At 55.0% G+C, this 26,249-nt stretch carries 23 protein-coding genes; 3 read left to right on the top strand and 20 right to left on the bottom strand.

What is annotated here, in order from left to right:
• Positions 1-118 precede the first annotated feature (118 nt).
• A complete protein-coding gene (locus tag P1P89_01195) occupies positions 119-652 on the bottom strand; it encodes a hypothetical protein (protein ID MDF1590101.1) in 534 nt (177 codons plus the stop codon).
• A 74-nt stretch (positions 653-726) separates the two neighbouring features.
• On the bottom strand, positions 727-1,137 hold the full coding sequence (locus P1P89_01190; GenBank protein ID MDF1590100.1) for a cupin domain-containing protein: 411 nt from the start codon (positions 1,135-1,137) through the stop codon (positions 727-729).
• A gap of 200 nt (positions 1,138-1,337) precedes the next feature.
• Here P1P89_01190 and ilvD point away from each other — a divergent pair, with 200 nt between their 5' ends.
• Positions 1,338-3,008, top strand: coding sequence for a dihydroxy-acid dehydratase (ilvD, locus tag P1P89_01185; protein ID MDF1590099.1), 1,671 nt, complete (start codon positions 1,338-1,340; stop codon positions 3,006-3,008).
• A gap of 20 nt (positions 3,009-3,028) precedes the next feature.
• On the opposite strand, the gene P1P89_01180 is transcribed toward ilvD, so the two are convergent.
• Genes P1P89_01180 through P1P89_01165 form a run of 4 tightly spaced genes read right to left on the bottom strand, consistent with a single transcriptional unit; the run spans position 3,029 to position 9,542 of the window.
• Positions 3,029-4,429 carry a TolC family protein gene (locus P1P89_01180; protein ID MDF1590098.1) on the bottom strand — a complete coding sequence of 467 codons (1,401 nt, stop codon included), beginning with the start codon at positions 4,427-4,429 and terminating at the stop codon, positions 3,029-3,031.
• A 40-nt stretch (positions 4,430-4,469) separates the two neighbouring features.
• Positions 4,470-7,709, bottom strand: a complete 3,240-nt coding sequence (locus P1P89_01175; GenBank protein ID MDF1590097.1) for an efflux RND transporter permease subunit — start codon at positions 7,707-7,709, stop codon at positions 4,470-4,472.
• Positions 7,706-9,064, bottom strand: coding sequence for an efflux RND transporter periplasmic adaptor subunit (locus P1P89_01170; GenBank protein ID MDF1590096.1), 1,359 nt, complete (start codon positions 9,062-9,064; stop codon positions 7,706-7,708). The genes P1P89_01175 and P1P89_01170 overlap by 4 nt, the downstream gene beginning before the upstream one ends.
• Before the next feature lie 13 nt (positions 9,065-9,077).
• Positions 9,078-9,542 (bottom strand): MarR family transcriptional regulator, encoded by a 465-nt coding sequence (locus tag P1P89_01165; protein MDF1590095.1) that lies wholly within the window; start codon positions 9,540-9,542, stop codon positions 9,078-9,080.
• Between the two features lie 256 nt (positions 9,543-9,798).
• Between P1P89_01165 and P1P89_01160 the strand changes: the two genes are divergently transcribed.
• On the top strand, positions 9,799-12,960 hold the full coding sequence (locus P1P89_01160; protein ID MDF1590094.1) for a tetratricopeptide repeat protein: 3,162 nt from the start codon (positions 9,799-9,801) through the stop codon (positions 12,958-12,960).
• Between the two features lie 72 nt (positions 12,961-13,032).
• On the opposite strand, the gene P1P89_01155 is transcribed toward P1P89_01160, so the two are convergent.
• The 12 genes from P1P89_01155 to P1P89_01100 all read right to left on the bottom strand — a co-directional run bounded on the left by P1P89_01155 (position 13,033) and on the right by P1P89_01100 (position 23,381).
• Positions 13,033-15,522, bottom strand: a complete 2,490-nt coding sequence (locus P1P89_01155; GenBank protein ID MDF1590093.1) for a caspase family protein — start codon at positions 15,520-15,522, stop codon at positions 13,033-13,035.
• A 423-nt stretch (positions 15,523-15,945) separates the two neighbouring features.
• Positions 15,946-16,551, bottom strand: coding sequence for an NUDIX hydrolase (locus tag P1P89_01150; GenBank protein ID MDF1590092.1), 606 nt, complete (start codon positions 16,549-16,551; stop codon positions 15,946-15,948).
• A gap of 209 nt (positions 16,552-16,760) precedes the next feature.
• Positions 16,761-17,219: a PIN domain-containing protein gene (locus P1P89_01145; GenBank protein MDF1590091.1), complete on the bottom strand. Its 459-nt coding sequence runs from the start codon at positions 17,217-17,219 to the stop codon at positions 16,761-16,763.
• Positions 17,206-17,481, bottom strand: a complete 276-nt coding sequence (locus P1P89_01140) for a hypothetical protein (GenBank protein ID MDF1590090.1) — start codon at positions 17,479-17,481, stop codon at positions 17,206-17,208. Before P1P89_01140 ends, P1P89_01145 begins: the two co-directional genes overlap by 14 nt.
• Before the next feature lie 208 nt (positions 17,482-17,689).
• Entirely contained in the window at positions 17,690-18,271 is a 582-nt protein-coding gene (locus tag P1P89_01135) for a PIN domain-containing protein (protein ID MDF1590089.1), read from the bottom strand.
• Positions 18,272-18,359: 88 nt separating this feature from the next.
• The gene (locus P1P89_01130; protein MDF1590088.1) at positions 18,360-18,599 is read right to left on the bottom strand and encodes a hypothetical protein; all 240 of its coding nucleotides are present in this window, start codon (positions 18,597-18,599) and stop codon (positions 18,360-18,362) included.
• A 312-nt stretch (positions 18,600-18,911) separates the two neighbouring features.
• Positions 18,912-19,487: a hypothetical protein gene (locus tag P1P89_01125; GenBank protein ID MDF1590087.1), complete on the bottom strand. Its 576-nt coding sequence runs from the start codon at positions 19,485-19,487 to the stop codon at positions 18,912-18,914.
• A 473-nt stretch (positions 19,488-19,960) separates the two neighbouring features.
• Positions 19,961-20,257, bottom strand: coding sequence for a BrnA antitoxin family protein (locus P1P89_01120; GenBank protein MDF1590086.1), 297 nt, complete (start codon positions 20,255-20,257; stop codon positions 19,961-19,963).
• A 171-nt stretch (positions 20,258-20,428) separates the two neighbouring features.
• On the bottom strand, positions 20,429-21,931 hold the full coding sequence (locus P1P89_01115; GenBank protein ID MDF1590085.1) for an amidase: 1,503 nt from the start codon (positions 21,929-21,931) through the stop codon (positions 20,429-20,431).
• 293 nt (positions 21,932-22,224) lie between these two features.
• Positions 22,225-22,428 carry a hypothetical protein gene (locus tag P1P89_01110; protein MDF1590084.1) on the bottom strand — a complete coding sequence of 68 codons (204 nt, stop codon included), beginning with the start codon at positions 22,426-22,428 and terminating at the stop codon, positions 22,225-22,227.
• Entirely contained in the window at positions 22,425-22,808 is a 384-nt protein-coding gene (locus tag P1P89_01105) for a hypothetical protein (protein MDF1590083.1), read from the bottom strand. The genes P1P89_01110 and P1P89_01105 overlap by 4 nt, the downstream gene beginning before the upstream one ends.
• A 9-nt stretch (positions 22,809-22,817) precedes the next feature.
• Positions 22,818-23,381, bottom strand: a complete 564-nt coding sequence (locus P1P89_01100; GenBank protein ID MDF1590082.1) for a DUF2284 domain-containing protein — start codon at positions 23,379-23,381, stop codon at positions 22,818-22,820.
• 285 nt (positions 23,382-23,666) lie between these two features.
• Between P1P89_01100 and P1P89_01095 the strand changes: the two genes are divergently transcribed.
• The gene (locus P1P89_01095) at positions 23,667-24,608 is read left to right on the top strand and encodes a DMT family transporter (protein MDF1590081.1); all 942 of its coding nucleotides are present in this window, start codon (positions 23,667-23,669) and stop codon (positions 24,606-24,608) included.
• A gap of 96 nt (positions 24,609-24,704) precedes the next feature.
• On the opposite strand, the gene P1P89_01090 is transcribed toward P1P89_01095, so the two are convergent.
• Both P1P89_01090 and trxB read right to left on the bottom strand, forming a co-directional pair.
• A complete protein-coding gene (locus P1P89_01090) occupies positions 24,705-25,205 on the bottom strand; it encodes a flavin reductase family protein (protein MDF1590080.1) in 501 nt (166 codons plus the stop codon).
• Positions 25,206-25,219: 14 nt separating this feature from the next.
• A complete protein-coding gene (gene trxB / locus P1P89_01085) occupies positions 25,220-26,206 on the bottom strand; it encodes a thioredoxin-disulfide reductase (protein ID MDF1590079.1) in 987 nt (328 codons plus the stop codon).
• Between the last annotated feature and the right edge of the window lie 43 nt (positions 26,207-26,249).

Raw genomic sequence — 26,249 nt, 5'->3', positions numbered from 1 at the left:
AGGCAAGACGTCCAAAGGCGCGCCAAGATCAAAAAAACAGCAGCGTCCGTGCCCCCCATGGCACCTCCCATATCGCTCATTGTTCCTGATTTACAACACCGCCGCCCGACCCCGATAGTCATCCGTCAAAGTAGTCCGGATAGTACTTTGGGCAAAAACAATTCTTGTTGTTTCTAGGCGGGTCCAACACCCTTAACGGCGCGGTTACCAGGACCTTTTCCAGCGCTTCTGCTTTAGCAACGTTTTCGTCCGTAACCTCATAGCTGCCGCCGCTGACAGACAATCGAATTTTACCCTTCTCACACCAGATAAAAACCGGAATACCCCCAACCCGGCAGTGACCCGGTTGCTCTATCCATTCGGTGTCTTTTATCAGCCGGGGAAAGAGCGCAAACACATTGCCGGGATATGGCACCCCTGTTTCCGGTTGGGGGGGTTTTGTGGCGTGCTGCACCAATTCAAAACCAAGGAAGTCAAGGAAGTTTTTAATGTCCTGGGCTGACCCATAGGAAAATGTTACTTCTAAAGAATCGCCGTCATTGGCGTGGCCGCCGTATGCCCGGCAGTAGCGGAACAGTTTAAGCCGCTTGGCCCACCTGCGCAGTTCCGCTTGAGAATGCGCTTTAAAAAAATACTGGTCCCCGCTGTCCATCGTTATCTCCTTTCCTTCGGCGGTAACGGGTGGGGTTGGCTTGCGGTCCCGGACCGCAAATTTTGTACTGTTTTCTACAGGGTTTCTCCTTCTTCGTATACATTACAGATACAGCACAGGAACATGCCCGGCTCGCTGCCGATATTCTTCATGCCGTGGGGCTCCATGCTGGGGATGTAAATGGCGGTGCCGGGGCCGCAGACTATTTTTTTTGCCTTTTCGCCGGTTTCCGGGTTGAATTCCCAGCATTCAAATTCACCGGCCAGGATATACATGGTCTGATGATAAAAGTGGTTATGGATGGGAATCTGGCCGCCGGGCTGGGTGGTAAAAAATCTCAAGCCATACTCGGGATATCCGTTACCGTCATCACCGTGTTTCGACAGCCAGCGAATGCTGGTGCCGATCACCTCATTAAACTCCCCCTTGTAGGGAAACTTGTCGATTTTAACGTCTTCACAGTCCTTCCAGTGTGTTACCTTCATGAAAATTCTCCCTTTCTGAGTCGAAATATCACAATCGGTTCATGCTATCAATCAGAAAATCTGACGGATGCTTGAGAATTAGGACTTTCGATTTTTCAACTGCTGTAATATAGATGGTTAAGCGCCGGGCGTTGCCGCCCAAATCATCTGCGCCGAATCCACAGCCAACTTATAGCGGACATAAGGAGATAAATGATCCCATGACAAAACTTCGAAGCCAAAAAATTCTTCAGCGGCCGCGGTGGTCAAAGGTTCGCGCGCTTTTTAAATCCATGGGTTACAGCGACACGGATTTGGACCGCCCGTTGATCGGAATTGCCAACTCCTGGAACCGTTTGGTGCCCGGTCACTATAACTTGAAGCAGGTCGCCGAGTATGCGGCCCAAGGGATACTTCAGGCGGGCGGCACCCCCATAGAGTTTGGAGTCATTGCCGCCTGTGACGGCGTCGCCAACGGGCATGAGGGCATGCGCTATATCCTGCCTTCGCGGGAGCTGATTGCCGGCAGCATCGAAATCATGGTGCAGGCGCATCGATTGGACGGCATTGTGTTGCTGGGTTCCTGCGATAAGATTGTTCCGGCCATGCTCATGGCTGCTGCACGGCTGGACATTCCGGCAATCCTCGTGGTGGGGGGGCCTGCCGAAGGCGGCTGCCAATTCGACGGGCGGGCGGCTGATACGACCTCCATTGCCGAGGGGTTGGGCATGCTTAAGGCCGGGCGGATCGATAAAGCGACTTACAACCAGCTTGAAAACGCTGCGATGCCCAGCTGCGGGTCCTGTTCTTTTCTGGGAACGGCCAACTCCATGGGTTGTGTTGCCGAGGCCATGGGCATGAGCCTTGCCGGGTCTGCCACCATTCCGGCAACCCATGCCGACCGCCTTCGCTACGCCCAGCATTCCGGACGACGGATTGTCGACCTGGTGCTGAAAGGAATCACGGCACGCCAAATGATCAATCGAATGGGGATAGAAAACGCCATCCGGCTGACAGCCGCCATCGGTGGTTCCACCAACGTGGCCCTGCATCTGCCTGCCATCGGATACGAGGCCGGTGTTCCGGTTCCCATGACCCTTTTTGATGAGCTCTGTCGAACCACACCCCATATTGCCAAGATGAATCCGGCCGCAGCTCCCAACGTACCCGACTTTCACCGGGCCGGCGGCGTCCCGGCCGTCATGAAAGAAATATTACCCCTGCTTCACGCCGGGGCGTTCACCGTGTCCGGCAAGACCGTTGCCGAGAATTTGGTTCATACGCCTCCCGGCGATCCGGCCATCATCCGCTCCCGCAAGGACACATGGAGCAGCCAGGGCGGCCTGGCGGTCCTGCGCGGCAACCTGGCCCCCGATACCGCCGTCACTAAGCCTGCCGCCATCCATGCGGACATGCATACTTTCGCAGGCAAGGCCCGATGTTTTGACTCTGAGGAGGAGGCCAACCAGGCCATCCTGGAGGGGAAGATCCAGGCAGGAGAGGTATTGGTGATCCGCTATGAAGGCCCCAAAGGGGGACCGGGCATGCGGGAAATGGCGACGGCCATGAAGCTGCTTTACGGCTGCGGACTTGCCATGAAAACCGCCGTGGTTACCGACGGGCGCTTTTCAGGTACAAACAACGGCTGTTTCGTCGGCCACATATCCCCGGAAGCTGCCGAGGGCGGTCCTATCGCTGCCGTTCGTGACGGTGATATCGTCACCATCGACATTCCCAACCGGAGCCTTCGGCTGGAAATCAAAGATGATGAGCTACAGGCGCGATTGTCCAAGTGGCAGCGGCCGCCCTCAAAGTTCACCAAAGGCTTTTTGAGCATATACGCCAAACTGGCTGCTTCTGCAGCAGAGGGCGCCATTCTAAAAACCGATTAGTCCGAGCCCCCGACCCATCGTCATTCGGGCAGGATTTCAAGAATCCGGCCGGAATCTGTTTCGAGATTAAACCAGGCCTGACGCAGCGAGGCCAGGGCCAGGGCCAGTCGGCTCTGGGCGGTGGTCAGGTCCCGCTGGGCTTCATTCAGGCGCACCAGGGAAACCTGTCCGGCGGCATATTCTTTTTCCACCAGGTCCCGGTTCTGCCGGTTCAATTCCATGTTGGCCCGCTGCAGGATCATCTGACGCTGGGTGGCGATCACCTGGGTGCTCGAAATCCGGACCTTCGCGCCGGCCCTAAGGCGCAGATCTTCAAGGCCTTTTTGCAGTTCGAGCTCCCGGGCCTTAAGCTCCCGGGTCCTGGCGCGGTCGTATCCGCCGGCAAAGAGGTTGTAGGTGAGGTTAAAGCCGATCGTATGGCCGAAATCGTCCTGCTCGAATGCAGGATCGTCCCGTCGCAGGCCGTCGGCCGACGCCGCAAGATTGATGGAGGGATAAAATCGGCTCTTTGCGTTTTTTATCTGGGCCCCGGCCTGTTTTAAAGCGAACTGACTTTCCTGAATATCCGGCCGATGGGTCAGGGCATAGCGGGCCAGCACATCCGGGTCGGGCGCCGCCATTTCGTCGGCTGTCTCCTGTTCCAGGCGCGCAATCTGCACGCCGGAAGGAAAGCGCGACGCCGGGGCTCCCAGCAGGGCCGCCAGTGCGAAAAGGGTTTCTTCAAAAACCCGCTCGGCGTTGATCAAACGGGTTTTGGCCTCATTGACCCGGATCTTGAAATTGAGCACATCGCTGAGCGAACCGGTTCCGATTTTATGTCGGGCTTCGGCGTCCACCAGCTGGCGCAGGTTAAAGGTTTCGTCGGCCCTGGCAATGGCGATGTCCTCCAGGGCCAGTTGGGCCGCAAAATAGGACGCTGCAACCGCGGACAATATCAGGCGTTTGGCTTCATTTTGGGCGGACTCGCTCTGATCCCGGCCGTAACGGGCTGTGGCATTGGAAAATTTTCGCGAAAACCCGTCGAACAAAACCCAGGTGGCGGTCATGGCGGACTGGAAGCGTTTTTCCGGATCGTCTCCTAAAATGTTGGGGTTGTTTTCGGCATATGAAATCCTGGCGCCCGATAGGGTGGCGTCCAGACTGGGCCAATACCTGGCACGGGCCTGCTCCAGGCGCTCCCGGGCCTGCTCGACCCGGGCCTCGGCCGCCGCCAGGGTCGGGTTGTTTATCAGCGCTATTCTGGCGGCCTGCACTAAATCGAGCGTTCGGATCTCATCCCAGCGCACGGCTTGGGTTTGTCCGTCCGGCGCCATTTGCGGGAAAGGAATTTTATCTGCGGCGGGTGCGTGCCCGCCGGCAAACAACACCAGGCTTAACGCTGCGATCAACCGCAAAGGGTTCCATAGCTTTTTAGGTGACATCGGTCTTTTTCTCCCGTAATCAAATTGGTTTTTCTGTAAATCAGGTCTGCACCCCGGCTGTTTCCGGGCGCTGCGGTGTTTTCGGATCGTCGGCCAGCGGGTCGTCGTGCCGGTTGCGGGCCGGCTCCACATCTACCCGCTTGGGCCAGACACCGTATCGCAGGCGATGAATCAGCAGGCGCAGGTCGCTGAGTATCGCCAGCAGGCTGGGTATCAGCACCAGGGTCAGGACCGTGGCAAAGGCAACGCCGGCAGCCAACGACAGCGCCATGGGAATCATAAAACGGGCCTGGAGGTCGGTCTCCATGATCAACGGCGCCAGTCCGCCGATGGTGCTGAGGGACGTCAGGAAGATGGCCCGGAAGCGGCGCGCGCCGCCCTGGATAATGGCCTCGAAAAACGGCAGGCCTTCGGCCATATTTTCATTGACCCGTTCGATCAGGACGATGGCGTCGTTGACCACGACCCCGGTCAGGGCCACCATCCCGAAAATGCTCATAATAGATAACTCAAACCCCAAAACCGGATGCGCCAGAACAGCGCCGATGATGCCGAAAGGAACCGTAAACAGGATCACAAACGGCTGGGTGTAAGAGCGAAACATGGTGGCGATGATAATGAAGATGCCCACCACTGCCGGGGGAAAACCGATATAAAGGGATTCAAACGATTCCCGCATTTTTTTCTGTTCGCCCTGCTGCGCGACGCTCAAATTTGGAAAATGGTCTATGAGCTGCGGAAAGTAGTTGGCGTTGAGCTCCTCAAAAATTTCATTGGCATTGGCATTGTTGGTATCGATATCGGCGCTGACGGCTATCCGGCGCAAACCATTGGTGCGTTTGATGGTGGAGTAGCCGGGTGAAAAATAAATATCCGCCACCGACAGCAGGGGAACCTCATGCCCTGCGGGCGTGCGGATATATACTTTTTCAAAATCCGACAGCCGGCGCCGTTCGTCGGCTGTGTAACGGACCTTTATCCGGACATCGTCCCGCCCCCGCTGAAGGCGGACGGCTTCGTCCCCGTAATAGCCCGCATACACCTGGCGGGCCAGGTCGTCCACCGTCAGGCCCAGGGTTTGGGCCTCGGGTTTCAGTTTCAGACGCAGTTCGTTTTTGCCGCGGGAATAATCGGAGCGAATCTGAAAGACGCCTTCGAACTTGCGCAGGCGCTCTAAAAGGTCTTCCGAGGCCCGGATGATGGTGTCCATATCATACCCCTGCAGCCAGACTTCAATGGGCGCCCCCGGAGGGCCGTGCTGCATCCCCTCGAAAATCAGCGATTTCACGCCCGGGATTGCACCGACCTCCTTTTCCCACGCCACCATCAGGTCCTTGGTATGGATGCCGCGCTTATCGGATTCCAGCAAAATAGCCTGTACCGAGCCGACATGGGGGCCGGTATCCGGGATCTGCTGCAGGGTCTGGCCCACCAGCGAAAGCCGATCCTTTATAAGGGGATCCCCCGAGCGGGTTCCTGTTCGCCGGGCCAGCCCTAAAAGCGCTGCGTCTATTTTATTGACGGCATCTTGGGTGATCTCCACCGGGGTTCCGTCCGGAAATTCAACCGTGGATGTGATGATAAAACCGTCCACAGCCGGGAACACCTCGAACTTCAGCAGTCCGCTGCGCAGAAGACCGACGGTCAGCAGTAAAATGGCAATGGCCGTGGCAAATGAAATATAGCGCCAGTAAAGCGTTTTTCCCAGAAAGGGTTTATAGACCCTGTCCACGAACCATTCCATGCCCCGGGCGGTCAGGTGGTGCAGGGCTTCCAGCCGGCGCGTAATGGGGTTTATATGTTTTTCTTTCCTGTTGGGATTTGGCAGGTCGCTCAGGTGGGCCGGCAACAGAAACAGGCATTCCAGCAGCGAGATCATCAGGCAGGCGATGACCACCAAGGGCAGGATGGCGATGAATTTTCCCATGATCCCACCCACGTAAAAGAGCGGAACAAAGGCCACAACGGTGGTCAAAACCGCCGCCACCACCGGCATGCCGACCTCGCTGATGCCGTCCACGGCAGCCCGCAGGGGCGGCTTGCCGCTTTTGCGGTGGACGTAAATCGCTTCACCCACCACAATGGCGTCGTCCACCACGATCCCCAAGACCATGATCAGGCCGAACAGCGACACCATGTTGATCGTTCCGCCCGCAGCCCACAGGATAAACAGGGCGCCGGCAATGGAAATGGGAATCCCCATGCCGGACCAGAAAGAAAGCCGCGCGTTTAAAAAGGTCCACAACAGCAGAAACACGATGCCCAGGCCGATGATGCCGTTTTTCAGGAGCAGGTTGATGCGCGAGCGCAGCATCTCGGTGTTGTCGTAAAGGACCTTTAGATTGGCCCCGGCCGGAAGCACCTGCTGTTTTATCTTGACGAACGCCTGCACGGCTTTGGATATTTTCAGGGAGTCTTCTTCCGAGGTCTTCCAGACCATGACGAGAACCGACGTTTCGCCGTTGATGGTGGCGGCGATGGGATCTTCGGTAAAGCCGTCTTTAATAACGGCCAGCCGGTCGAGGGTGATGATTTCACCTTCCGGCCGGGCCAGAACCACGATCCGGGCGAGCTCTTTGCCGGTGTATTTTCTGCCCACCGTGCGGATGCGGATTTCTTCTCCCCTGCTGCGGATGGTGCCCCCGGCCAGGTTAAGGTTGCTGCGGCGTACGGCGGCCGCCACATCGCTTAATTTAAGGCCGTATTTGCGCAGCTGCGCCTCAGAGACTTCGATGGAGATTTCATATTCCCGGGAGCCGAAAATACTGACCTGGGAGACTTCCGGCAACTGCTGAATTTCATCTTTGATCCGTTCGGACCATTCCTTGATGCGGCGCTCGGTCATCTCGCCGGAAAGGTACAGCAGCATCACGGCGTCCTTGATGGTCAGTTCGTCGATCACCGGCTTTTCAGCGTCGGCTGGAAACGTGGAGATGGCGTTGATCCGGGTGCGAACATCTTCCAGGACATCCGCCACCGGGTAGTTTTCCTTGACCTCGATCAGGGCCGTGCCCACGCCCTCTTTGGACGTGGTGGTATACTGTTTGATCCCTTCGATCTCTTGAACGGCTTCTTCGATTTTCTGACTGATCCCCTCTTCAATTTCTTCCGGGTCCGCCCCGGGGTAGACAACGGAAACGGTGAGCATCTCCAGGGAAAACTCCGGAAAATTTTCCCGGATCATGGACATGGCCGCGATGCCGCCCCCCAGAAAAATCAGGATAAACACAATATTGGCAAAGACGGTATTTCGGGCAAATTGGGCAAACAGGCGTCTCATGAGCGGCCGTCTCCTTTGGTGTGGCGGGTGATGTCAATCAGAGAATTTTCCAGGGGATCGATCAGCCGGGTGGTGATGACCGTGTCGCCGTTTTTAAGTCCGGCCGAGACGTATGTGGTTTCCCCGTCGATGCGGGCCACCTCCACCGGGAGGGTCTTGAGGCGGCTGTCGATGACCACGTGAACCGTATTTTCAAAGCTGACGGCCTCGCGGGGGAGCTGGAAAACATTCTCAAGGGTCCGGCCCGGAATACTCACCGTACAGAACATGCCGTCAACAAGGGGCAGCCGGCCGTCGGTGTTTGAAATCACATCCCGGCCGCTGACCCGCACGGCAACGGTCAGGGTGCGGGTCTTTTGCTCGAACTTGACCACCCGGTGCAGGGTCCCTTTCCAGAAATGTCCTGCTTTGTCTTCGGTCCAGCGGATCCGGCATGAAACCGGTTTGAGCGCAGAGAACCAGGCCGTGTTTTGCGACGGACTGCTGTTTGTAAACTGAAGCCATTTGCGGGCGTCCAGACTGTCCAGGGAAATCTGAATTTCAAGGGCGGAATCATCCGCCAGGGTCAGAACATGCTGGCCCGGGGATACGAACTGGCCTTTTTCCAGCCCGACGAACTTGACCCGGCCGTTAAAGGGCGCCCGGACCCGGCAGCGTTCGAGATTGGCCCTGGCCAGCGACAGGCGCGCCTGGGCCGAAGCCAGGCTGCTTTGGGCTTCTTTGATCTGAATCGGGTAAAGCGCCAGGGCCTGATTCATCTGGTCCACCCCGTCGGTGGCTATGTTAAACCCTTTTTCGGCATTTTCAACCCCGGTGCGGGTGCCGACGTTGTCGTCGGCAAACAGTTTACGCAGCCGTTCGAACTCGGCCCCGGCCAGATCCCGGTTGCGCTGGAGGGTTTTCAGCCGATCACGGTCGAGGGCAAATTGCTTTTCGAGCCTGGCGATGACGTTTTGAAACTGATTTACTGCGGCCTGGGCTTCCGCAAGTGCCGCCTGATAGTTGGTATCATCGATCTTAAAAAGCGTCTCGCCTCCGGGAATCGTTTCGCCCACGTCCAGCCGGGGGTGAATTTCCACAACCCGGCCGGATACCTCGGGGGCGATCATCACTTCTTTCTGGGCCCGGGCTTCGCCAAATCCGGTGATAAAAACCGGGGTGTCCTGGGACTGTACGGTCATAACTTCCACCCGAACCATGCGCTCCTTGACGACCTTTTCAGCCGGTGGTTTTTTTAAACCCGCCAGTTTGGACATGCCGAACAAACCGAAGCCCAGGATGATGATACAAATGAAAATCCGGAAAAAAATATTCAGTACCGGTCGCTTGGTCTTTTGGTGATTATTTAGCGTCATTTTTGTTAACCCCTTACTCCGATTCCAACACCGTTATTATTTTTTCGAGAACTTGGCACCATTTGCGGGTGGTTTCAGGACCGATTTTTTCCACCATGCCGACAAAAAATGCCAGAATGGTGTTTTCAATTTCGCTGCTGGTTTTGGTTGTTTCCGGCGAAATCTGTACAACGACTTTGCGCCGATCCTCGGTGCTCTGCCGGCGGACCAGAATCCCTTTGTCCACCAGCCGGTCCACCATCACCGAGGCCGACGGCGGGGAAACCCCCATCTGCCGCGCGATATCTGAGATGCTCATGGCGCCCTGGTTGCGGATATTCATGACCACATGGAGCTGAACCAGGGACAGATCCTTAAACGTTTTAGCGCCCTCGCAGGTTACCAGGTGCGAAGAAATTATCCGGTCGATACGGTCGTGTATGAGTTTGCCGGTGGTGAAAATATAGCGGGCCTGTTGCCATATTTCGTCATTTTTCATTGCCGTCTTCTCCGCCAAAAGAAACAAAGTCAAATACGTAAATCGCTTAATAATTAGTCTAATTAATGTTTAGTCAAACTAAATATTAATTAACCTATGCTTTGTCAAGCATTTTTTTCAACCTTGATGACCTGCTTGTTCCAGGCCAAATCCACCGAACTACCCCCGTGGCCATTTTTTCCTGTTTCCTTTTAAAATGGTGGGGTGTATCATCAGCGTCATTTTTTCCAACCCCGTCTTTATAGCAGGAGGATATATGTCTTTGACCTTTCGACAAGCGGCATTTACGCTTTGTTTCGCTTTTTTTCTTTTATTGCTGCCGGCGCCTTCAGCGCAAAGCGCTGCCAAATCGGAGGCGGAAAAACTGTGGGACCAGGGCCAGGCCGAATACGAGAATGGCCGCTACGAGCAGGCCCTGCGCTACTACGAAAGCGCCCTTGCAGCCTCCCGGCGCACAAACGATCTTGACGGCGCCGGAAGCACCCTCTACAGCATCGCCCTTACCTACGAGGGCCTCAACCGATTCGACCGGGCCCTTGCCAGCTACGAGGCTTCGCTTTCAATTTACCGGCAGCTCAAAAGCGCCCCGGACATGGCAATCAACCTGCTCAACATGGGCTCCATCGAGTACCGCACCTTTGCCAGGTACGACGCCGCCCTTTCCCATCTCCAGGAGGCCCTGAAAATCTTCCGGCAGATCAACGAGGAGGAATTCGGCGCCCTGGCCGCCTTTCAACTGGGAACCCTCTACGTGAACACCGGACAGTACCGGTCGGCGATGGGCTACCTCGAGGATTCTCTGCAAACGAACCGGAAACTCAAGAGCGCCGAAGGAACGGCGTCGGTCCTTCACAACCTGGGCAGGGCCCATGCCGGTATGGGTGAATACCAGCGGGCGATCTCCCTTTACGAAGAGGCTGTTTCCATCGACCGCAGGCTCAACCGTTTCGACGATCTTGCCGCAGGCCTCACCAGTCTCGGGTATGCCTACAACGATCTTTACAAGTACGATAAGGCGCTTGATTATTACCGCGAAGCCCTCGATCTGGCCCGCAGCCGCAAGCTGCCGGGCCGGGCTGCGACCGCCCTGAACAACTTGGGCACGCTTTATTTCGACCTCGGCCGGTATGAAACAGCCCTGGCCACCTACCAGGATGCCCTTAAAATCAACCGGGAGCTTTCCCGGGAGTCGGAGATCGCCGTCACCCTCAACAATATCGGCAACCTCTATGCCGCCATCGGCCTGGACCACAAGGCCCTCCCCTATTTCAAGGAGGCCCTGGCCATCAACCGGGCCCGGCAGCGGCCGGCCGAAACCGCCGTGAACCTCAACAACATCGGCACGAACTACTACCACACCGGCCGCTACGACAGCGCCCTCAAATACCTGGGCGAGGCCATGAAGATTCGAAAACAGCTCGGCAACCCCCACGAGGTTGCCCGCATTCTGGACAACATCGGTGCGGTCTACCTCTTCCAGAAGCGATACCAGGAAGCCGAGGCGACGTTTCTGGAAAGAAAGGCGCTCCAGCCCAAAATCCAGGGGATCCGCCTCAACTATTCGGGCCTGGTGGAAACCTGCATTGCCACCGGCCGGTTTGCCGAAGCCCGCGCTTACCTGATGGAAATGCCGCTGCCCGATGCCCGCCAGCGCGATGCCTACCGCATCGACTACCACAGCCAGCTCGGCCGGTTATACAAGGGAGAAAAGCGATACGCCGATGCCTCCGCCGAACTGCTCAGCTCGGTCCTCATCATCGAGGAGATGCGCCAGACCGCCGGTGAAAAGGGCGGTTTTCTCGGCGGAGGCAGTGCCGGCGGCCGGGCCCGCGCATACAGGGCGCTCATCGAATCCCTGACTGAACAGGCCATCGCCGGCAAAGCCGTCGATTCCCGCTTTTCAGCCTTTGGCCGGGATGCGGCTGCTGCGGCCTTCTATTTTGCCGAGGCCACCAGGGCCCGGACGCTCCTTGAAGCCCTGGCGTCGTCATCGAAAAAGCAGGGCGGCGCGCGGCTGACGGACCACCTGAAGGAAAAGGAAGCGGCCCTGCTTTCCCGGCTCGACGAACTGGAAAAGCGCTGGGAAGCCGTCTACCGGCAGGGGGGTGCGGCCCTTGACGAGATGGTCCGGGAAAAGGCGCGGCTCACGTCCCAACTGTCTTCCCTCGTGGCCAAATTGAGAAAAGACGCGCCGCTGTATGCCGCCCTGTACTACCCCCGTGCCATGGCCCCGGAAAGCTTGTCCCTCAAGCCGGATGAGGTGCTTCTGGAATACGCCCTGGGGGAAACGGCCTGTTATGTCTTTGTGGTCGAAAAGGGCGCTATTTCCCGGATCATCCGGATTCCCGAGGGGCGCGAGGCGCTGGAGGCAAAGGTAAAGCGTCTGGTGGAATCCATATCTGAAAATTCGGGCGCGGGGTTTTCGCCCCCCAGCGCCCGGGAACTCTACGACCTTCTCCTTTCAAAAGCCCTGGCCCCGGTGGCCGACAACACCAAAGTCATCATTGTGCCCGACGGTATTCTCGGACTGCTCCCCTTCGAGGTGCTGGTGGCCACTGAAGGCGCCCCGACAGTATACGCATCCGACCGCTGGAACTTTACCTACACCCAGTCGGCCACCATCCTGGGACTGTCGCGGATGCTCCCGGCGCCCCGGTCGGACCGACCGCTCTTTGCCCTTGGAAACCCCATATACTCCAAGGACGATCCCCGCTATGTCGCCCGCCTGTCCGGCAGCCCGACAACCCCTTCACCGGCCGGTGACGACCCCCGCTACGGCTTCAGAGGGGTGACGGTTGTGCCCCGGGACGACTCGGACCGAGACGAGTGGCAATCCGTCTATTTCCCGCCACTTCCAGAAACCGAGGACGAAGTCAGGGCGATTGCCGCTATCCTGGGTGTTTCCGTGGGAACGCCGGATGTGCTCCTGGGCATTAACGCCAGCGAGACCCGGCTGCGGAAAGCACCCCTGCGCGAGTACCGGACGCTTCACTTTGCCACCCATGCCGACCTTCCCGGGAAGGTACAGGGTATCCGTGAGCCGTTTCTCCTGCTCGGCCAGGTTGAAAACCAAGGCAATGACGACGGGTTCCTGACCCTGTCGGAGGTGCTCGACCTCGATCTTGACGCGGACCAGGTGGTGCTTTCAGCCTGCGTCACCGGAAAAGGCAAAGTCATGGAAGGCGAAGGGGTGGGTAGCCTGGCACGGGCCTTCATCCACGCAGGCGCACGGAGCGTGGTCGTCAGCCTCTGGAACCTGGCGTCAGTGGAAGCGGTCGAATACATGACGCGCTACTATGATTATCTCAAGGTGGAAAAGGACCTGTCAAACGCCCTCCGGCTGGCCCGCAGGGACATGAAAGCCAAATACCCGAATCCGTTTTACTGGGCCGTCTTTGTCATGCACGGGGAGGATTGATCGCAAACTGCGACCGCCTTGTATATGTGTATAGGGGACATATCGAGTTTTAAATTCTTGAGGACGGCCGGATCACTTCAGTCGGTAGACAGGGGAATCCTTTCCGAAATTGATGATCAGGGGCGTCTGCGGGTGCCCGATTGTTTTTGATATGTCTGTTGTGGCCTGTTTCGAGTATACGCCAAGTTCTGTCAGACTGACCGCCCCGTCCTGGTTGCGGTCCGCCGCCTGCTTGTTACTCAGGCCGTCCAGCAGCGTGTGGGTGAAAAGCCCGTTGCCCCGGTAACCGTCCAGGGCCGCCTCTTTTGAATTCGCAGATGCATACAGGTGCAGCCCCATCTTTTTGGCAAGAACCGACATCCGCGCATCATACAACCCGCTGACGATATAGTCGATCCCGCCCGCATGGCAGGTATCGAAGATTAGCAGCTGAGAGAGGGATTTAATCTTCTTTGACATCTCGACGATCTCGTTCGAACTGAGCATGGCGTCCGGCCTTATCATGCCGTCGTAGTCGTGGGTGAGCATGTAGTACTGGTTCTGAAGAAGGATGCCATGGCCGGCTGCAAAGAAAATAAAACTGTCATTGGGCCTTATCTGTTTTGAAAGGCTGCCGATCGTGTCCGTTATGTTTGACCGGGTCGCATCGGCATTGGCGAGAACGGTGCGGTGGATGTTCCGGGAGGGGTAAAGGGTCTCTGCTTGTTTGACAAGCCTTTCTTCAATGTCATTTGAATCTTTTACGGCATACTTGAGGTTGATGGTATCGTCTTTGTAGCGGTCGATGCCGATGGTGAGGATATACAGACGGGGTTCTTCTCCCGCTATCCGGGCATTGAATTTTGCCGTCTTCATATATCCCTGGACCGTGTTTTCCCTGTTAAAGGCGGTTACGCTGATCTCGTTTTCTCCTGAAACAGCCTCGATTTCCCTGCAGTCTTTGAACACCTCTCCTTTTGATCCTGCCGATACCGGGCCGATGTCGACCTTTTCGTTTATTTTGATGCTGCGCATATCCGCATAGATCGCCCGGCTGTTGAGGGTCGCCAACTGCGTTTTTTCAGAGGTTGTCCGGACGATGTCCTTATAATAGCCGTCCGATTCAATCAGCTTGCCGTTATGGAACAATCTGACTTCGCCGATGCCGCCGCCCGTGCTGTTGATCTGGTAACAGACCTTGGCCGTCGGAGATGCGGCAGATACCGAGACCGGGCTGATGTCAACCACCGGCGGCGGGCTTTTGGCGGCGTCCTTCATCGTGATCGTGATCAGGTCTTTTATGTCATCTCCCCTCAATTTTGCCGCCACAATATCCGGGCGATAGAAAACGTCGTAGAACTGGTCTACGCTGTAATCTCTCCCCTCATAGTTGACCTTCAGGTATTGCGCACCTTTCGATGAGGCGTTGTAATAGCCTTCCGGTGCAACCACCAGCCATTCGCCGTCGTCAAACAAAACCAGCGTGGCGATTTCGTCGCCCGTCGTGACGTCGAAGATCCTGAACGAGGCGTCCGATCCCATGAAAATGATCCGCTTGCTGTCCGGTGTGAAGGAGACCCAGCCGTTGACGATCCCGCCGAATCGTCTGATATCGACAAAGCGGTCGTCGGAAACCTTGAATGCCCTGAACAGTGATCCGGAAGAGATATCCCACAGCTTGGCAAGACCGTCCGATCCGCCGACGGAATGAATCCACCTGCCGTCGGGAGAAAAGGCCACCGCCTTGGTTCCCACGCTCCCGGCGTGGCCCTGTATGGTTTTCAATTCCACTCCGGAAGCGATATCCCAAAGCCGTACCGATCCGTCTGTCCCTCCCGAAAGTGCGTATTTTCCATTCGCTGAGAAAGCCATTGCCAGGACGGCATGTCCCAAACCCTTATTTGCTCCTGTGCCCGCAAAGGTGCGGACAAGCGCCCCCCTGGATACATCCCACAGACTTATGGTTCCCCTGTCGGCTTCCACCGCTTTGCGGCCGCCGCCCCCTGTGGACATCGCATAGTTCCCGTCGGGTGAAAGCGCGATGATGCCGCCGCCATGCCCGGCATTCCATTCGGCTATCTTGGCGCCGCTCCGTGCGTCATAAAGGACCATCTTGTCCTCACGGAAGGTGAATTCCGCTGGATCGCATATCAATACCCTTTTCCCGTCCGCCGACACACCGATGCTTTCCGCAGGGTCGTTCCCTATTTTCCTGATGAGTCTGCCCGATGACAGATCCCACAAGTTTAGCTCTTCCCCGCCGGACAAGGCGTGCCGGCCGCCTGAAGCAAAGGCGACGGGAATCAGACCCGTTGTCAGCAAGGTGCCCATGATTTGGGGAAGCTTCGCCGAGTACCTGCTGATCAGCACGCCTCTCGAAATATCCCAATATGTGAAACCGTCCATTCCTCCGGTCAACAGATATTTTCCGTCTGGAGAAATATCCGCTCCTCTTGCAATAGGTGCCGATTGCGTCAGGCTCATACGCGTTTCGCCGACGACGACATGGAGATTGGGGGTCGCCGTCATGCAGGATGCCAGGAGTATCGTCAGAAAGACACAGAAAAAAGACCTGAAACGCATGCACGCCTCCTGTCATATGAAGGGGGTGTAAATAAAAAGTGAGGAAAGGTGGAGAGATAGTGCTCTTTTTTCGGGGTGAAATTATAATGGGATTTCGCCAGGGGTGTCAAGGGAAATGCAACGAGGGTCGAGGGTCGGGCCATGGCGATTGCTTGATTTTTCGTTATTAAGGTCCCGCAAAAAAGTGTTTTCAATGCCTATTTCGTTGTTTTCGGCCCAGAAAAGAGCATTATAGGAAGCAGATCCATCCCGGAGCCGATACCCTTCACTGCCCCCTTTGACATCCCTTCCGACAAAAACAGCGTTTTTGGCCTCGAAAAAGTTGTTATTGCCCCTATCCAGGCTACAAATTCAAAACCATTTCATACAATATCAGTCTCTTACCGTTGCCCGACCCCAGACCCGCATTTATCAACACCATTTCTATTTCTTAAAGTCTATAAGATCCTGACTATCAGCTGCCCCTGTGGCCTTCCATTTTCTACTTTTTTTCAGCCAGGCTGATACCACATCTTCATGCTGACGCGCATATTTCTGATTGATGAGAACATCCACATCGAACCATTCCAGCGCTGCATACCAAGGAGGCTGGCCGGTTTTAAAATCTTCATCGAGTGTAACATCGTAAAAAAACAGAACATCAAAATGCATTTCGCCGGGAACAATGGACAGTTCATAGTAAAAAGTCTGCACAAGGGGTTCCGAATACGTCAGACCTTTTGGGAGCAGCAAAATTTCTTCGGCGATCCTCCGGGCGGCGTCCAGCGGATCTTCACCGAATTTCAGGTGGCTGGCAGGCACGGTGAAGCCATGCTGGTTGGCCTTTACACGTTTTTCATCCATGCCGGCGATCTTTTCCCAGGCCGGATGCTCTCTGTATTTTCCGAGAAGAACTTCGCGCCCCTTCACGACAAAAAGGAAAACGCAAAGGCACATCCCGCCTGCCGGCACACTTTTATATCCTTTGGGCGGAGCAAACGGGGCCAGCCACAAAAAGGTGTCATTCCGGTCTGTTTTTTGTGAGCACATGTCCTTTACTCCCTACCTGTTTTTTTCACCCCTGAAAACTACATCTTTTCCTGATTCATATTGATCAAAAAGGCAAATAAAGCCATACTCGCCAATGGACATTTTTTTCGCTGAATATGTCCGCCGAATTCGGCGGCGCGGCTTTCCTCAATTGAACAACGGAATAGTTATTTACTTATTTGCGGACGTCCCTGTTGTCTGAAGATATTTTATTCGGATAGCCACCTCAACGTGCTAAAATTTTTGACAAGCGGATTCACAAAACGGACGCCTTCAATGACGCCGCCGACATTAAAATCTTCAGAAAAAATTGTTGGAATTTGGTGAAGTCGCGCTGATGCCCAAATCTGCGCATCCCAATAGGCCATCTTATGCTCACGAACGCCCCGGACAGCCTCCAGCACGACCGGTCCCGTTACATCCAGGACTTCCCAGGCAAGCAGGTAGTTTTGAATTCGCTCGTATGCCTCTTTAACTGTCAGCGGCGGAGCGAGTTTCTGGGTGGCATTGACATAAAATTCACCCAGTATCTGAGACGAGAGAACGCCCAGCCCCTCTGCTACCAGATCCTCCAGAACTGCAAGGGCTTGTGGCTGTTTCTCCGGTTCTGCCTGGTCGTAAGCATAAAGCAGGATGTTGGTGTCAACTAGTATCTTATTTGCCGCCATAACGTTTTAACCTGCCCTCGTAAGCATCCTCGCGTCGGAATCGGCGCCCGCCTCGGCCTGCCGCCATCCTTTTTGAAATAAAAGCCTTTTCCTTCTCCCAGGCTCCTAAATCTCGAACGCCGGAGGTGAGCAAAACCGTTTGCCTGTCAATGACACTGCGAATGACCTCCGCCTCCGTAACACCCAGCATGCGTGCTCTTTTTTTGAGTATGACATCCTGTTCAGCTTTTATATAAATCTGCTTTCGAATCATCTGAGCCATATTGACACCCTTTCTTCAAAATTATACATCGCATTATACATCGCGGATGCGGACCTGTCAATCATTGCGATTGCGTCTATATGTTAATAGATCCTGTCTCAAAAAAGTCTTTCCTCAAAACCATTCCACACGAGATTAGTCACTTGCCGTGGCCCGACTCCAGATTCTGATAGCTGTACATAAAGTTCAGCGGCTCGAGCCAGGCAAATCAGAATTCATATGAGATAGTATTGTTACTTTCAGAGATCAAATTGTTTGCAAAGAGAATATCAATGATCCTGTCGACGTCGCTCTGCGTAATGTTCTTCTGAAACATTGATGAAATGTGCTGAGACAGCGTTGCGTGCCTGCGGGGGCGCGACTTCTTTTCCGATTTGCTTAACACTTCAAAAACCCGCTTGTAATTTGGTTCTTCCGTAGCGGCAGATTTAGGCTCAAGTTCAAGCAGGCTGTTAATCCGCTTACATTTCAGGCCATTCTTGTTCAAGTGCCGAAGCAACGGATCAAATCCTTTATCTTTTGATAGAACAATGCAGTGAAGGTCTGGCGACTTCTCGACCACACGACCGAGATGGCACGCGATGTAAAAATCAAGGGCATTGCTGCCGTTACCCTCGACCCGTTGCCACTCAACTCGGTCGCCAAGTCTCTGAGCACAAGCGACAAGATCGATTGGCACACTCTTCTGGCTCGACCCGACAAAGATAGTGACGTGGATGTTTTCCCCAAGATGGGTCAAATCTACTTTCTGAATGTTTTCGAAATCTATGAGAAGTAATTTTTGAGTCATTTCAACCTCAACTGTTAGTCGAGACGTCCACGGACACGGCCTATCCTTAGTTATTTAATTATTTAAAAACGTCCCCATTGTCCATTGTCTAAAACAGGACGAAGAACACGCCGTTGCCTACCAGCGCCAGCCCGATGAACACTGCCAGCAGTCGATCGCTCATGTCGCCAAGCCCGAGCCGCAACGCCAGAAATATTGCCGGGATTACAAGCACATATGTGCACAAGGCCATGCCGAAACGCTGCAGCCGCACCCGCTGCGCTTTACGGACAGCGTTGTCCGGCGACACGATTTGTTCACTCGTTGTGTTCTGTTCGTTCGTCGTCATCGATTCTCCGCCCGGTAAAGCGGTTACTTGCAACGGCATCTCCGTGCAAGACAATTACGGATCATATAATCACTTTTCTCCAAAGAATGAATCAGGTTATCGGCCAGCCTCAAATTTCAACCATCAGCTTTGGAGGAGCAAGGGCTTTTATTAATCCCGGATATTTTAATCTGCCCAAGGCAGACATGTGCGGCAGGTTAAGATTTATAGGCGTGAAAGCGAACATTAGATAAATGAGGTCAGCTTGTCAACTGATTTAGGAAAATTAAAGCCCAAGGGCCGATGTGCCAAGAAAAGGTCCTAAAAAAATCCTTAAAAATCATACCGTATCTGAAAACCGACAACCTGCATCGTGTTTATTATTGTTTCGAAGAAACCCCTCTGTTCCCGGTCCGAAAACGGCTCTTCAAGGCCGAAGTCTTCCGGGGGGTGATGCCAATCTTTATAATTTGAAATATAAAGACCCAGGCCGAAAGCAACGTTCCAGTTGTTGAGTTTGCCTGCATCGCGATCCCAGCTAAAGCCCAAAAGCGGCTGGCTGGCGAGGCTGGGGTTGTAAAGATCAGGCGGTTCGAAGAGAGACGGGGGGTAAATCATTTTGGCCGGCATCCACTGCATTTGATGCAATTCACTTGGCAGCAGCATCAACGCATTTGCCGGCAGGAGGTCTTTTTTAATCTCTTTTTTTTCATCAGCGCCGCTGCGGACGAGATCAGGAGATAGAGTGCCTGGCGCCGCCGTCTGTTTTAAGTTCGGCACCGGCGGCGGATTGGCATAAAGCGCCTCGGAAAAGGCCGGCTCCCCCGCAGCAGCAAATCCAGGCGCACCGAATATCATGACGGACATGCTTGCGAAAAGGACAATCTTTCTTTTGTTTTTTTGTTTCATCGGCGACCCCTTTTTGAGGTTTTTTTGCCGCTGCTGCGCGTCCAGCACCAACTAACGATCCTCAATAGATGCTTTTCGATGTATTTAAGATGCAACTACCATGCCGTCCGGAGAAATTTCGCTGTATCGATTAATACGTTGAATAAACAGTTGGTTATGCCGGTTTTCGCTGTCGGATCTTCCGTGCTTTCCTGAAAATCTGTATCCTTTTTTGAACGGGTGTGAGTTTTAATGTACTTTTCGGCGATAAGAAAGGGGCGTAAGGCTCACAGCGCAAGGCGCAGAGGGAAAGGACAGAAAAGACGGAAGTAACGAATGACAAGTGACGAGGGAGAAGGGGTGGCGCGTAGAAGCTGATAAGAAAAGAGGGCATAAGGCGAACGGCGCAGGGCGAATAGAAGTGACGAGTAACAAGGGACGAGGGAAACGACAAAAGGCGTAAGGCGCACAGCGAAAATCCTGGGAGGCTGGGACTATCTATTATCCAAAAGATTTAAAGATCCCCGTTCTAAAGCTATTTGTCTCGCCAAAAACATTTTTGCAAGGCTCTGATAGGGTACATCTTTCTTGTTGGCCAGGATTTTGAGTTCCTCCAGCATGGCCTCAGGCAGACGAATTGAAATTGATTTAAGGGAGGGTTTTAGGTTCGGAAACTTCGCTTTTTTAAAACGGCCTGCTTCAAAATAATCAAGCGGTGAATGTTTAGCCCAAAATTCGCGCTCTTCATCTTCATTGCTAAACTTCGGAATTTGTTTGTCCGTTTTCTTCATAATATTTCTTTTCCTTTTTATTCATGTCTCTTGCCGAAATAACTCTCAGCAGCTTGCCTCTTTTAGTAAAAATGCCGGTAAGAAGCCGATCAAAATCAGTATACATATCAAGATTTTTTTTCCAATGCGCCGGGAAAAAGTGGTAACGCTGGGGGGTTTAGACAATGTTTTTTAGCTGTCTGCTGAAACCGGCGGCCGTTTGTCAAACCAGGGCTGGGCTTTCTCCAGTTGCCCGGCCAGCCGGAACAGGGTATCTTCCGCGCCGAAAGGTCCCATGAACTGCGACCCGCAGGGCAGATTGTCCGATGTCCAGTGGAGCGGCACGGTCATGGCCGGCAGCCCGGTCAGGTTGGCCAGCTGGGTAAAGGGGGTCCGCTCCAGGCTCTGCTGCGCCATCTGGTCCACGAAGTCCGCCCGTTTTAACAACCACCCCAGTTTCAGGGTGCTGACCGTTTTCATTAATAAAACCTCTACGGGTTTGGGCTGAAGTTCGCCGATTTTGGCCGGCGGAAAGGCTGTGGTGGGCGTCAAATAAAGATCATACCTCTGGAAAAAGCGTCCCATGGCCCGGGCAGCCCGGTCCCAGCGGCGCAGCGCCGTTACCATATACCCGGCTGAAAAGCTGCGGCCCAGTAGACCCAGTGTCCAGGTTAACAGCTCGACATCCCCTGGTCCGGCCTTACGCTTTAAAATTATTTCCAGCTCTTCGATGTCGGCAGCCGTTTCGCCGAAATATAAGGTAAGAAAGCTCCGGACCAGGCCTTTTCCGTCAATGTCCGGCCGGTCCTCCGTTACATCGTGTCCCAGCTCCTGCAGCAGTTTGGCGGTATTTTCCACGGCCCGGATGCATTCCGGGTGAACCGGCCTGCCGATGGGAGATTGGGTGTTAAATGCGATCTTCATTCGGCCGGGGTCTTTGCCCGCCTCCGCCAGATACGGCCCGTCAGGCGGCCGGATTTCATAGGGCGCGCCGATATCCGGGCCCTGAAACGCATCCAGCATGGCGGCGCTGTCCCTGACCGAGCGGGTAAGGACATGATTCTGGACCGCCCCCTGCCACACCTGTCCGTAATCCGGGCCGGTGGGATTGCGTCCCCGGCTGGGCTTGAAGCCGAACAGCCCGCAGCACGCCGCGGGGATGCGGATGGACCCGCCGCCGTCGCCGCCGGTGGCCAGCGGCACCATGCCGGCGGCCACCGCTGCCGCCGAGCCGCCGCTGGAGCCCCCGGGTGTATGGTCAAGATTCCAGGGGTTGCGGCAGGCGCCGAAAAGTTCCGGCTCGGTGATTCCCAGAAGGCCGAATTCCGGGGTGTTGGTCTTGCCGATGATTACCGCGCCGGTTTTTTTCAGGCGCACAACGATTTCGTCGTCATGATCGGGAACATAATCTTTAAGCGCCCGGCTGCCCAAAGTCATGGGTACGCCGGCATAGGCATAGGCCAGGTCTTTGATCAGGACAGGAACGCCGGCAAAGGGCCCCCCGGGCCGGGAGGCTGCCGCCGCCCGGCGGCCCTCTTCGTACATGGGGGTGACCACCGCGTTTATCTTGGGGTTGATCTGCTCGATTCTGGCGATGGCCTCTTCGCAGAGCGCCTTCGGGCTTACCTGTTTGCTTTGAACCAGCTCGGCCAGACCCAATGCGTCGTAAGTGTCGTATTCCTTGAATGCATTCATGATTCTTTTCCTCGTTGCTTTGTTAACATCAACAGACGCGGCAAATAGAACCGAAAATATCCATTGTTGATTCCCCGGATATTTATACGCTGAAGCGTATTCATGTTTTCACGGCTTCATCCGGAAGCCGTGAAATTAATCCAGTCAGAAAATATTTTGGCTTTATGTCTAAATATCTCTGAAATCATAGATAAAAAGCTCTTTAAGGATATTTGAAAAACACTGCCGTCCCGCCACTGTGGGACGGGGAATGCACTCGCCGTTGCGGTTCAGCTTACAACTTGAAGTGCACATCAACCCACACTGCCCCCCAAAAAAATCAAGACATACCCGGCCATCAGCAGGAGGAGGGACCGCTTTTCTTTAGGGTTGAGCGGGTCGAGAGAGACAAACAGATACAGGATCGCGAATATGCCGAAGGTCCAGAAAGGTTGTCGGACAGCCGCCCGTCCTCCCTTTACAAAAGGGGGCCAGGGGGCTTTGGGCTGTTTTCTCATGCGGCCTTGCGCTTGGGCCAGGCTTTGACAGATTGAATGATTTCACGAACAAATGCGCATTCGCAGTGGGCCGGGCATGGGCTTAAGTCATTCTCGTGAATACAATGCTCGGGACATTCCTCGCTGCCGGTGGCCCGCTCGCTGAAAACAGGACCGTCGTACAAATCTTCAAATGCTTCAGCAGGTATGGCAAGGGTCGTCATGCAGGAATGGTTGAACAGAAAAAATCCCGCTAAAAGCGCTTCAAAGTTAACTTGGTATCCGATCAGTTTAATGGACGGATCTTCCAGAAACCGGGTGCGGTTTGACCATTTGGCGCCGCACGAGGAGCATTGCTTGAAACCGGTGTAATCTTCTTCAGGTCTTTTTTGGGTTTTCATATGGCCCTACTAGGATACCATTAAAAAGGCGTAGCGGTTCATTTCCTGACTATAATCGGTACACACCGAAATGGGAAACCCGAACTTGCGGACCGTCGAATACACATCCACGGCCATGGCTTCGGGGGCCGGGCGCGACATGCGCGGCTCCCGGCACGCTTCACGGCTGCCGCTGCACTCCTTGCAAAAGCAGCAGCTGTCCATAAAGAGCAGAAAGGCGCGCTCATACCCGGCCAGAAACACCTCCCGCTCCAGTTTCAGCAGCTTTAGATTCACCTTGCGGGTCCAGCTAAAGCGGTCCTCGGGTTTTTTGACCTTCTGGGGAAACCGCAAAATAACGGCATCGCTGTATTCGTGAAAAAATCTTTCGCATTCCGCCACGGTCGGGGTGTTGGGGGGACAGGCGGCACAGTGGCCGTACTCCCGGCAGCCGAACATGCACTTCATCCGGACCCACTGCGACACCACAATCTGGTCGGGGTCCATCCACTTGTAGTCGCGATAGCCCTGCTTCCTGATGAGCGCATCCAGGATTTTACGCCGGCTTGCGGCAATTTGTACCCGGTTTTCCATAAGGTCACTCCAATAATTTTCTCTGAACCAAGATCGCGTTCATCATAAGTACATAGATTCGTCTGTTTCGGCAAGAAAAAATTGGCACCTGAACCTTGGAAGAAAATTTGAAATAAATACTGCTTTTCTTTTAAGGTTGACAGTCCGGCAGGGCTCCACTATTGTGCCTGTCCCGCAACGGAAATACGTATGCATCCTAGTTTAAGAAGACATTATAGCGAGGCAGCGTCATGCAGGTCTTGAATTCTATCTCCATAAAACTTTGGGGTCACACCGGGTGACGCCATGAAGCGGTTTACCCTTTATGGGCTGATGGCCCTTCACGTGGGGCTTTCGGCCGGAACCTACGTCTTCAGCAAAAAGGCGGCTGTCGGATTTTCCAATCCCGAGGCCCTGACCCTGGCTCGCGCCCTGGGGGCGGCCGTCATATTTTTGCTGCTTTCCGGCTGGGCCATCCCAAAACCGCGCTTCGGCGTCAAGGACTGGATGAAGATCATCGGCCTGGGCATCCTGCTCGTCCCGGCCAACCAGTATTGTTTTCTACGGGGGCTTCAATACACCGTGCCCAGCCATCCGGCCCTTTTTTACGCCCTGACCCCCCTGGGGGTGCTGCTGATGGTCACCACCCTGCGGCGCCAATTGCCGCCCCTTGAAAAGACCATCGGGGTTCTGCTGGCGCTGGCCGGTGTGGTCATCGTTCTGCGGCCATGGGAGGCGGGCGGTTTTGCAAGCGAACTGCGCAGCGGTGATTTCTGGGTCCTGGCGGCCGTGCTGTGCTGGATCATATACACGGTTGCCGCCAGGGGGATGTGCCGGGACCACGATCCCCGCGTGGTGACCGCCTGGAGCCTGATTGCCGGCGCACTGGCCATGACGCCCCTGGCCGGGCATGCTCTTTTAACCCTGAACTTTGCGGCCCTTGAAGCCGGCGCCTGGCTGGGACTGGTCTGGCTGGTGGTAATCACCAGCGTCACCATGATGCTGGTCTGGAACATCCTGCTGCGGCACCTGGAGCCCGTGGCCGTCGCCATCTGCGCCAATGCCCAGCCGCCGGCCACGGCCGCACTATCGGCCTTTCTGGCCTGGACCGGGCTGCTGGCCAGCGACCAGGACCTGGGCCTGCTCTTTTTCCTGGGAATGGTTTTGGTCATCAGCGGAGTTTGGCTGGTCCAGCGTTCCGGCCCGCCCTTCTGGCGGGCCTTCGGCAAGGTGTTTCACCCTAAATAAACAACTGCGCCCCAAGCCGCCATGCGGCGGTGTGCGTTTCCTGGCCTTGAACCGCTCGGCCGAGCTCGCCGCAAGCCCTTGAGCCCTTTTTTCAAATCAGTCGGTTTCGTAGCATTCCAGAATTTCCCCGAAGTATAGGGTGTGGTAATCTTTTTCCGGATAAAGGAACTGATCATAGTCTTTGTCCAGATGGGACGGATCCATGGCGGATTTATAAACAATCTTGCACTCGTAGTGGCGCCCTTTGGTGGCGATAACGGGGGAGTCCACCTGGCGGCTCTTGGCGGTTTTAAGGTTGCATTCCTTGAATTTATCATAATCGCGCCCGGACTTCGAACCGCAAAAGGCAACCGCTTTGCCCATATCTCCCAGGGGGATCGTGACCGTAAAATCCTTGGCCGCTTCAATGATCCCAAAGGTATGCCGGGTAAGCCGCACGGCCACCATCATGATGGGTTTTCGCCAGACAAAGCCAAAGGTTGCCCACCCAATCGTCATGGTGTTCAGTCCGTTTTCGGATTTTACGGTCAAAAATGCTCCCTTTTTGATCTTTTTGACGGCATCGTCCGCAACGCCCATATAATCCACAGTTTTCATAAAAAACTCCTTTTCTATCCGCCAACGGTTTCCGAAAACAGGCCGGCCGGCGCTTCACAGGCTGCGGCCGCTTTTTTGGTTTCAACATGATGCGCTGCAGCCAGGGCGGCTGTGGCGCCGTCAGCGGCAGCGGTGATGATCTGGCGCGCGTATTTTTCACGCAGATCGCCGATGGCAAACATGCCGGGAACATTGGTTTCGCACTTATGATCGGTGATGACCTGGCCGTTTGGATTCAGGCGAACATCCGGGGGAACCAGCCCGTTGTTGGGATCAAAGCCGATAAAAATAAACACCCCTTCGGTGACGACTTCTTTTTTCTCCCCGGTTTTGGTGTCCTGCAGCGCCACCGAACAGACGCCGCCGTCATCGCTGTTGATGGCAGTGGGAATCGAGTTCCAGAGGATTTCAATCTTGCACTCGTCCTTGACGCGCTGCTGCAGGAGCATGCCGGCCCGCAGCGCATCGCGCCGGTGTACGATATACACCTGTTTCGCAAGCTTTGCCAGATAGAGGGATTCTTCGGCGGCGCTGTCCCCGCCGCCGATAACAACGACGGTTTTATTGCGGAAGAAAAACCCGTCGCACACGGCGCAGTAGGAAACGCCTTTGCCGTAATTGGTTTCTTCCCCCGGAATATTAAGTTTGCGCGGGTTGCCGCCGGTGGACAATATAACGGCGTGTGCGCTAAGGCGCTCTTTATTGTCCAGCACGACAGTATGAAGCTCCCGGCCGGGCTCCACGGCAACCACCTCGCGATTCAATATTTCAAGACCGTAAGACTGGGCGTGCTGCGTAAAATTCATGGCCAGATCCGCCCCTTTGATGCGCTCGGTCCCGGGCCAGTTTTCCACTTCATCGGACAGCGTTATCTGGCCGCCGGTCAGTCCCTTTTCAATCAGGACTGTTTTAAGGGCCGCCCGCATGGCGTAAATCCCGGCAGTAAGCCCGCCAGGCCCCCCGCCCACAATAATCAGATCATAGATATCGTTTTGCGACACTGTAAGTCTCCTTAATTATAATTATTTTACCCGACAATCCTTA

This window comes from Desulfobacterales bacterium (assembly GCA_029211065.1).
In the GTDB taxonomy this organism is placed as follows: Bacteria; Desulfobacterota; Desulfobacteria; order Desulfobacterales; family JARGFK01; genus JARGFK01.
This window is presented reverse-complemented; position numbering and strand designations above follow the sequence as displayed.

What these genes read in the sequence shown, in the direction of transcription:
- P1P89_01195 (MDF1590101.1), bottom strand. Translation starts at nt 652, where the DNA reads ATGGACAGCGGGGACCAGTATTTTTTTAAAGCGCATTCTCAAGCGGAA.
- P1P89_01190 (MDF1590100.1), bottom strand. Translation starts at nt 1,137, where the DNA reads ATGAAGGTAACACACTGGAAGGACTGTGAAGACGTTAAAATCGACAAG.
- ilvD (MDF1590099.1), top strand. Translation starts at nt 1,338, where the DNA reads ATGACAAAACTTCGAAGCCAAAAAATTCTTCAGCGGCCGCGGTGGTCA.
- P1P89_01180 (MDF1590098.1), bottom strand. Translation starts at nt 4,429, where the DNA reads ATGTCACCTAAAAAGCTATGGAACCCTTTGCGGTTGATCGCAGCGTTA.
- P1P89_01175 (MDF1590097.1), bottom strand. Translation starts at nt 7,709, where the DNA reads ATGAGACGCCTGTTTGCCCAATTTGCCCGAAATACCGTCTTTGCCAAT.
- P1P89_01170 (MDF1590096.1), bottom strand. Translation starts at nt 9,064, where the DNA reads ATGACGCTAAATAATCACCAAAAGACCAAGCGACCGGTACTGAATATT.
- P1P89_01165 (MDF1590095.1), bottom strand. Translation starts at nt 9,542, where the DNA reads ATGAAAAATGACGAAATATGGCAACAGGCCCGCTATATTTTCACCACC.
- P1P89_01160 (MDF1590094.1), top strand. Translation starts at nt 9,799, where the DNA reads ATGTCTTTGACCTTTCGACAAGCGGCATTTACGCTTTGTTTCGCTTTT.
- P1P89_01155 (MDF1590093.1), bottom strand. Translation starts at nt 15,522, where the DNA reads ATGCGTTTCAGGTCTTTTTTCTGTGTCTTTCTGACGATACTCCTGGCA.
- P1P89_01150 (MDF1590092.1), bottom strand. Translation starts at nt 16,551, where the DNA reads ATGTGCTCACAAAAAACAGACCGGAATGACACCTTTTTGTGGCTGGCC.
- P1P89_01145 (MDF1590091.1), bottom strand. Translation starts at nt 17,219, where the DNA reads ATGGCGGCAAATAAGATACTAGTTGACACCAACATCCTGCTTTATGCT.
- P1P89_01140 (MDF1590090.1), bottom strand. Translation starts at nt 17,481, where the DNA reads ATGGCTCAGATGATTCGAAAGCAGATTTATATAAAAGCTGAACAGGAT.
- P1P89_01135 (MDF1590089.1), bottom strand. Translation starts at nt 18,271, where the DNA reads ATGACTCAAAAATTACTTCTCATAGATTTCGAAAACATTCAGAAAGTA.
- P1P89_01130 (MDF1590088.1), bottom strand. Translation starts at nt 18,599, where the DNA reads ATGACGACGAACGAACAGAACACAACGAGTGAACAAATCGTGTCGCCG.
- P1P89_01125 (MDF1590087.1), bottom strand. Translation starts at nt 19,487, where the DNA reads ATGAAACAAAAAAACAAAAGAAAGATTGTCCTTTTCGCAAGCATGTCC.
- P1P89_01120 (MDF1590086.1), bottom strand. Translation starts at nt 20,257, where the DNA reads ATGAAGAAAACGGACAAACAAATTCCGAAGTTTAGCAATGAAGATGAA.
- P1P89_01115 (MDF1590085.1), bottom strand. Translation starts at nt 21,931, where the DNA reads ATGAATGCATTCAAGGAATACGACACTTACGACGCATTGGGTCTGGCC.
- P1P89_01110 (MDF1590084.1), bottom strand. Translation starts at nt 22,428, where the DNA reads ATGAGAAAACAGCCCAAAGCCCCCTGGCCCCCTTTTGTAAAGGGAGGA.
- P1P89_01105 (MDF1590083.1), bottom strand. Translation starts at nt 22,808, where the DNA reads ATGAAAACCCAAAAAAGACCTGAAGAAGATTACACCGGTTTCAAGCAA.
- P1P89_01100 (MDF1590082.1), bottom strand. Translation starts at nt 23,381, where the DNA reads ATGGAAAACCGGGTACAAATTGCCGCAAGCCGGCGTAAAATCCTGGAT.
- P1P89_01095 (MDF1590081.1), top strand. Translation starts at nt 23,667, where the DNA reads ATGAAGCGGTTTACCCTTTATGGGCTGATGGCCCTTCACGTGGGGCTT.
- P1P89_01090 (MDF1590080.1), bottom strand. Translation starts at nt 25,205, where the DNA reads ATGAAAACTGTGGATTATATGGGCGTTGCGGACGATGCCGTCAAAAAG.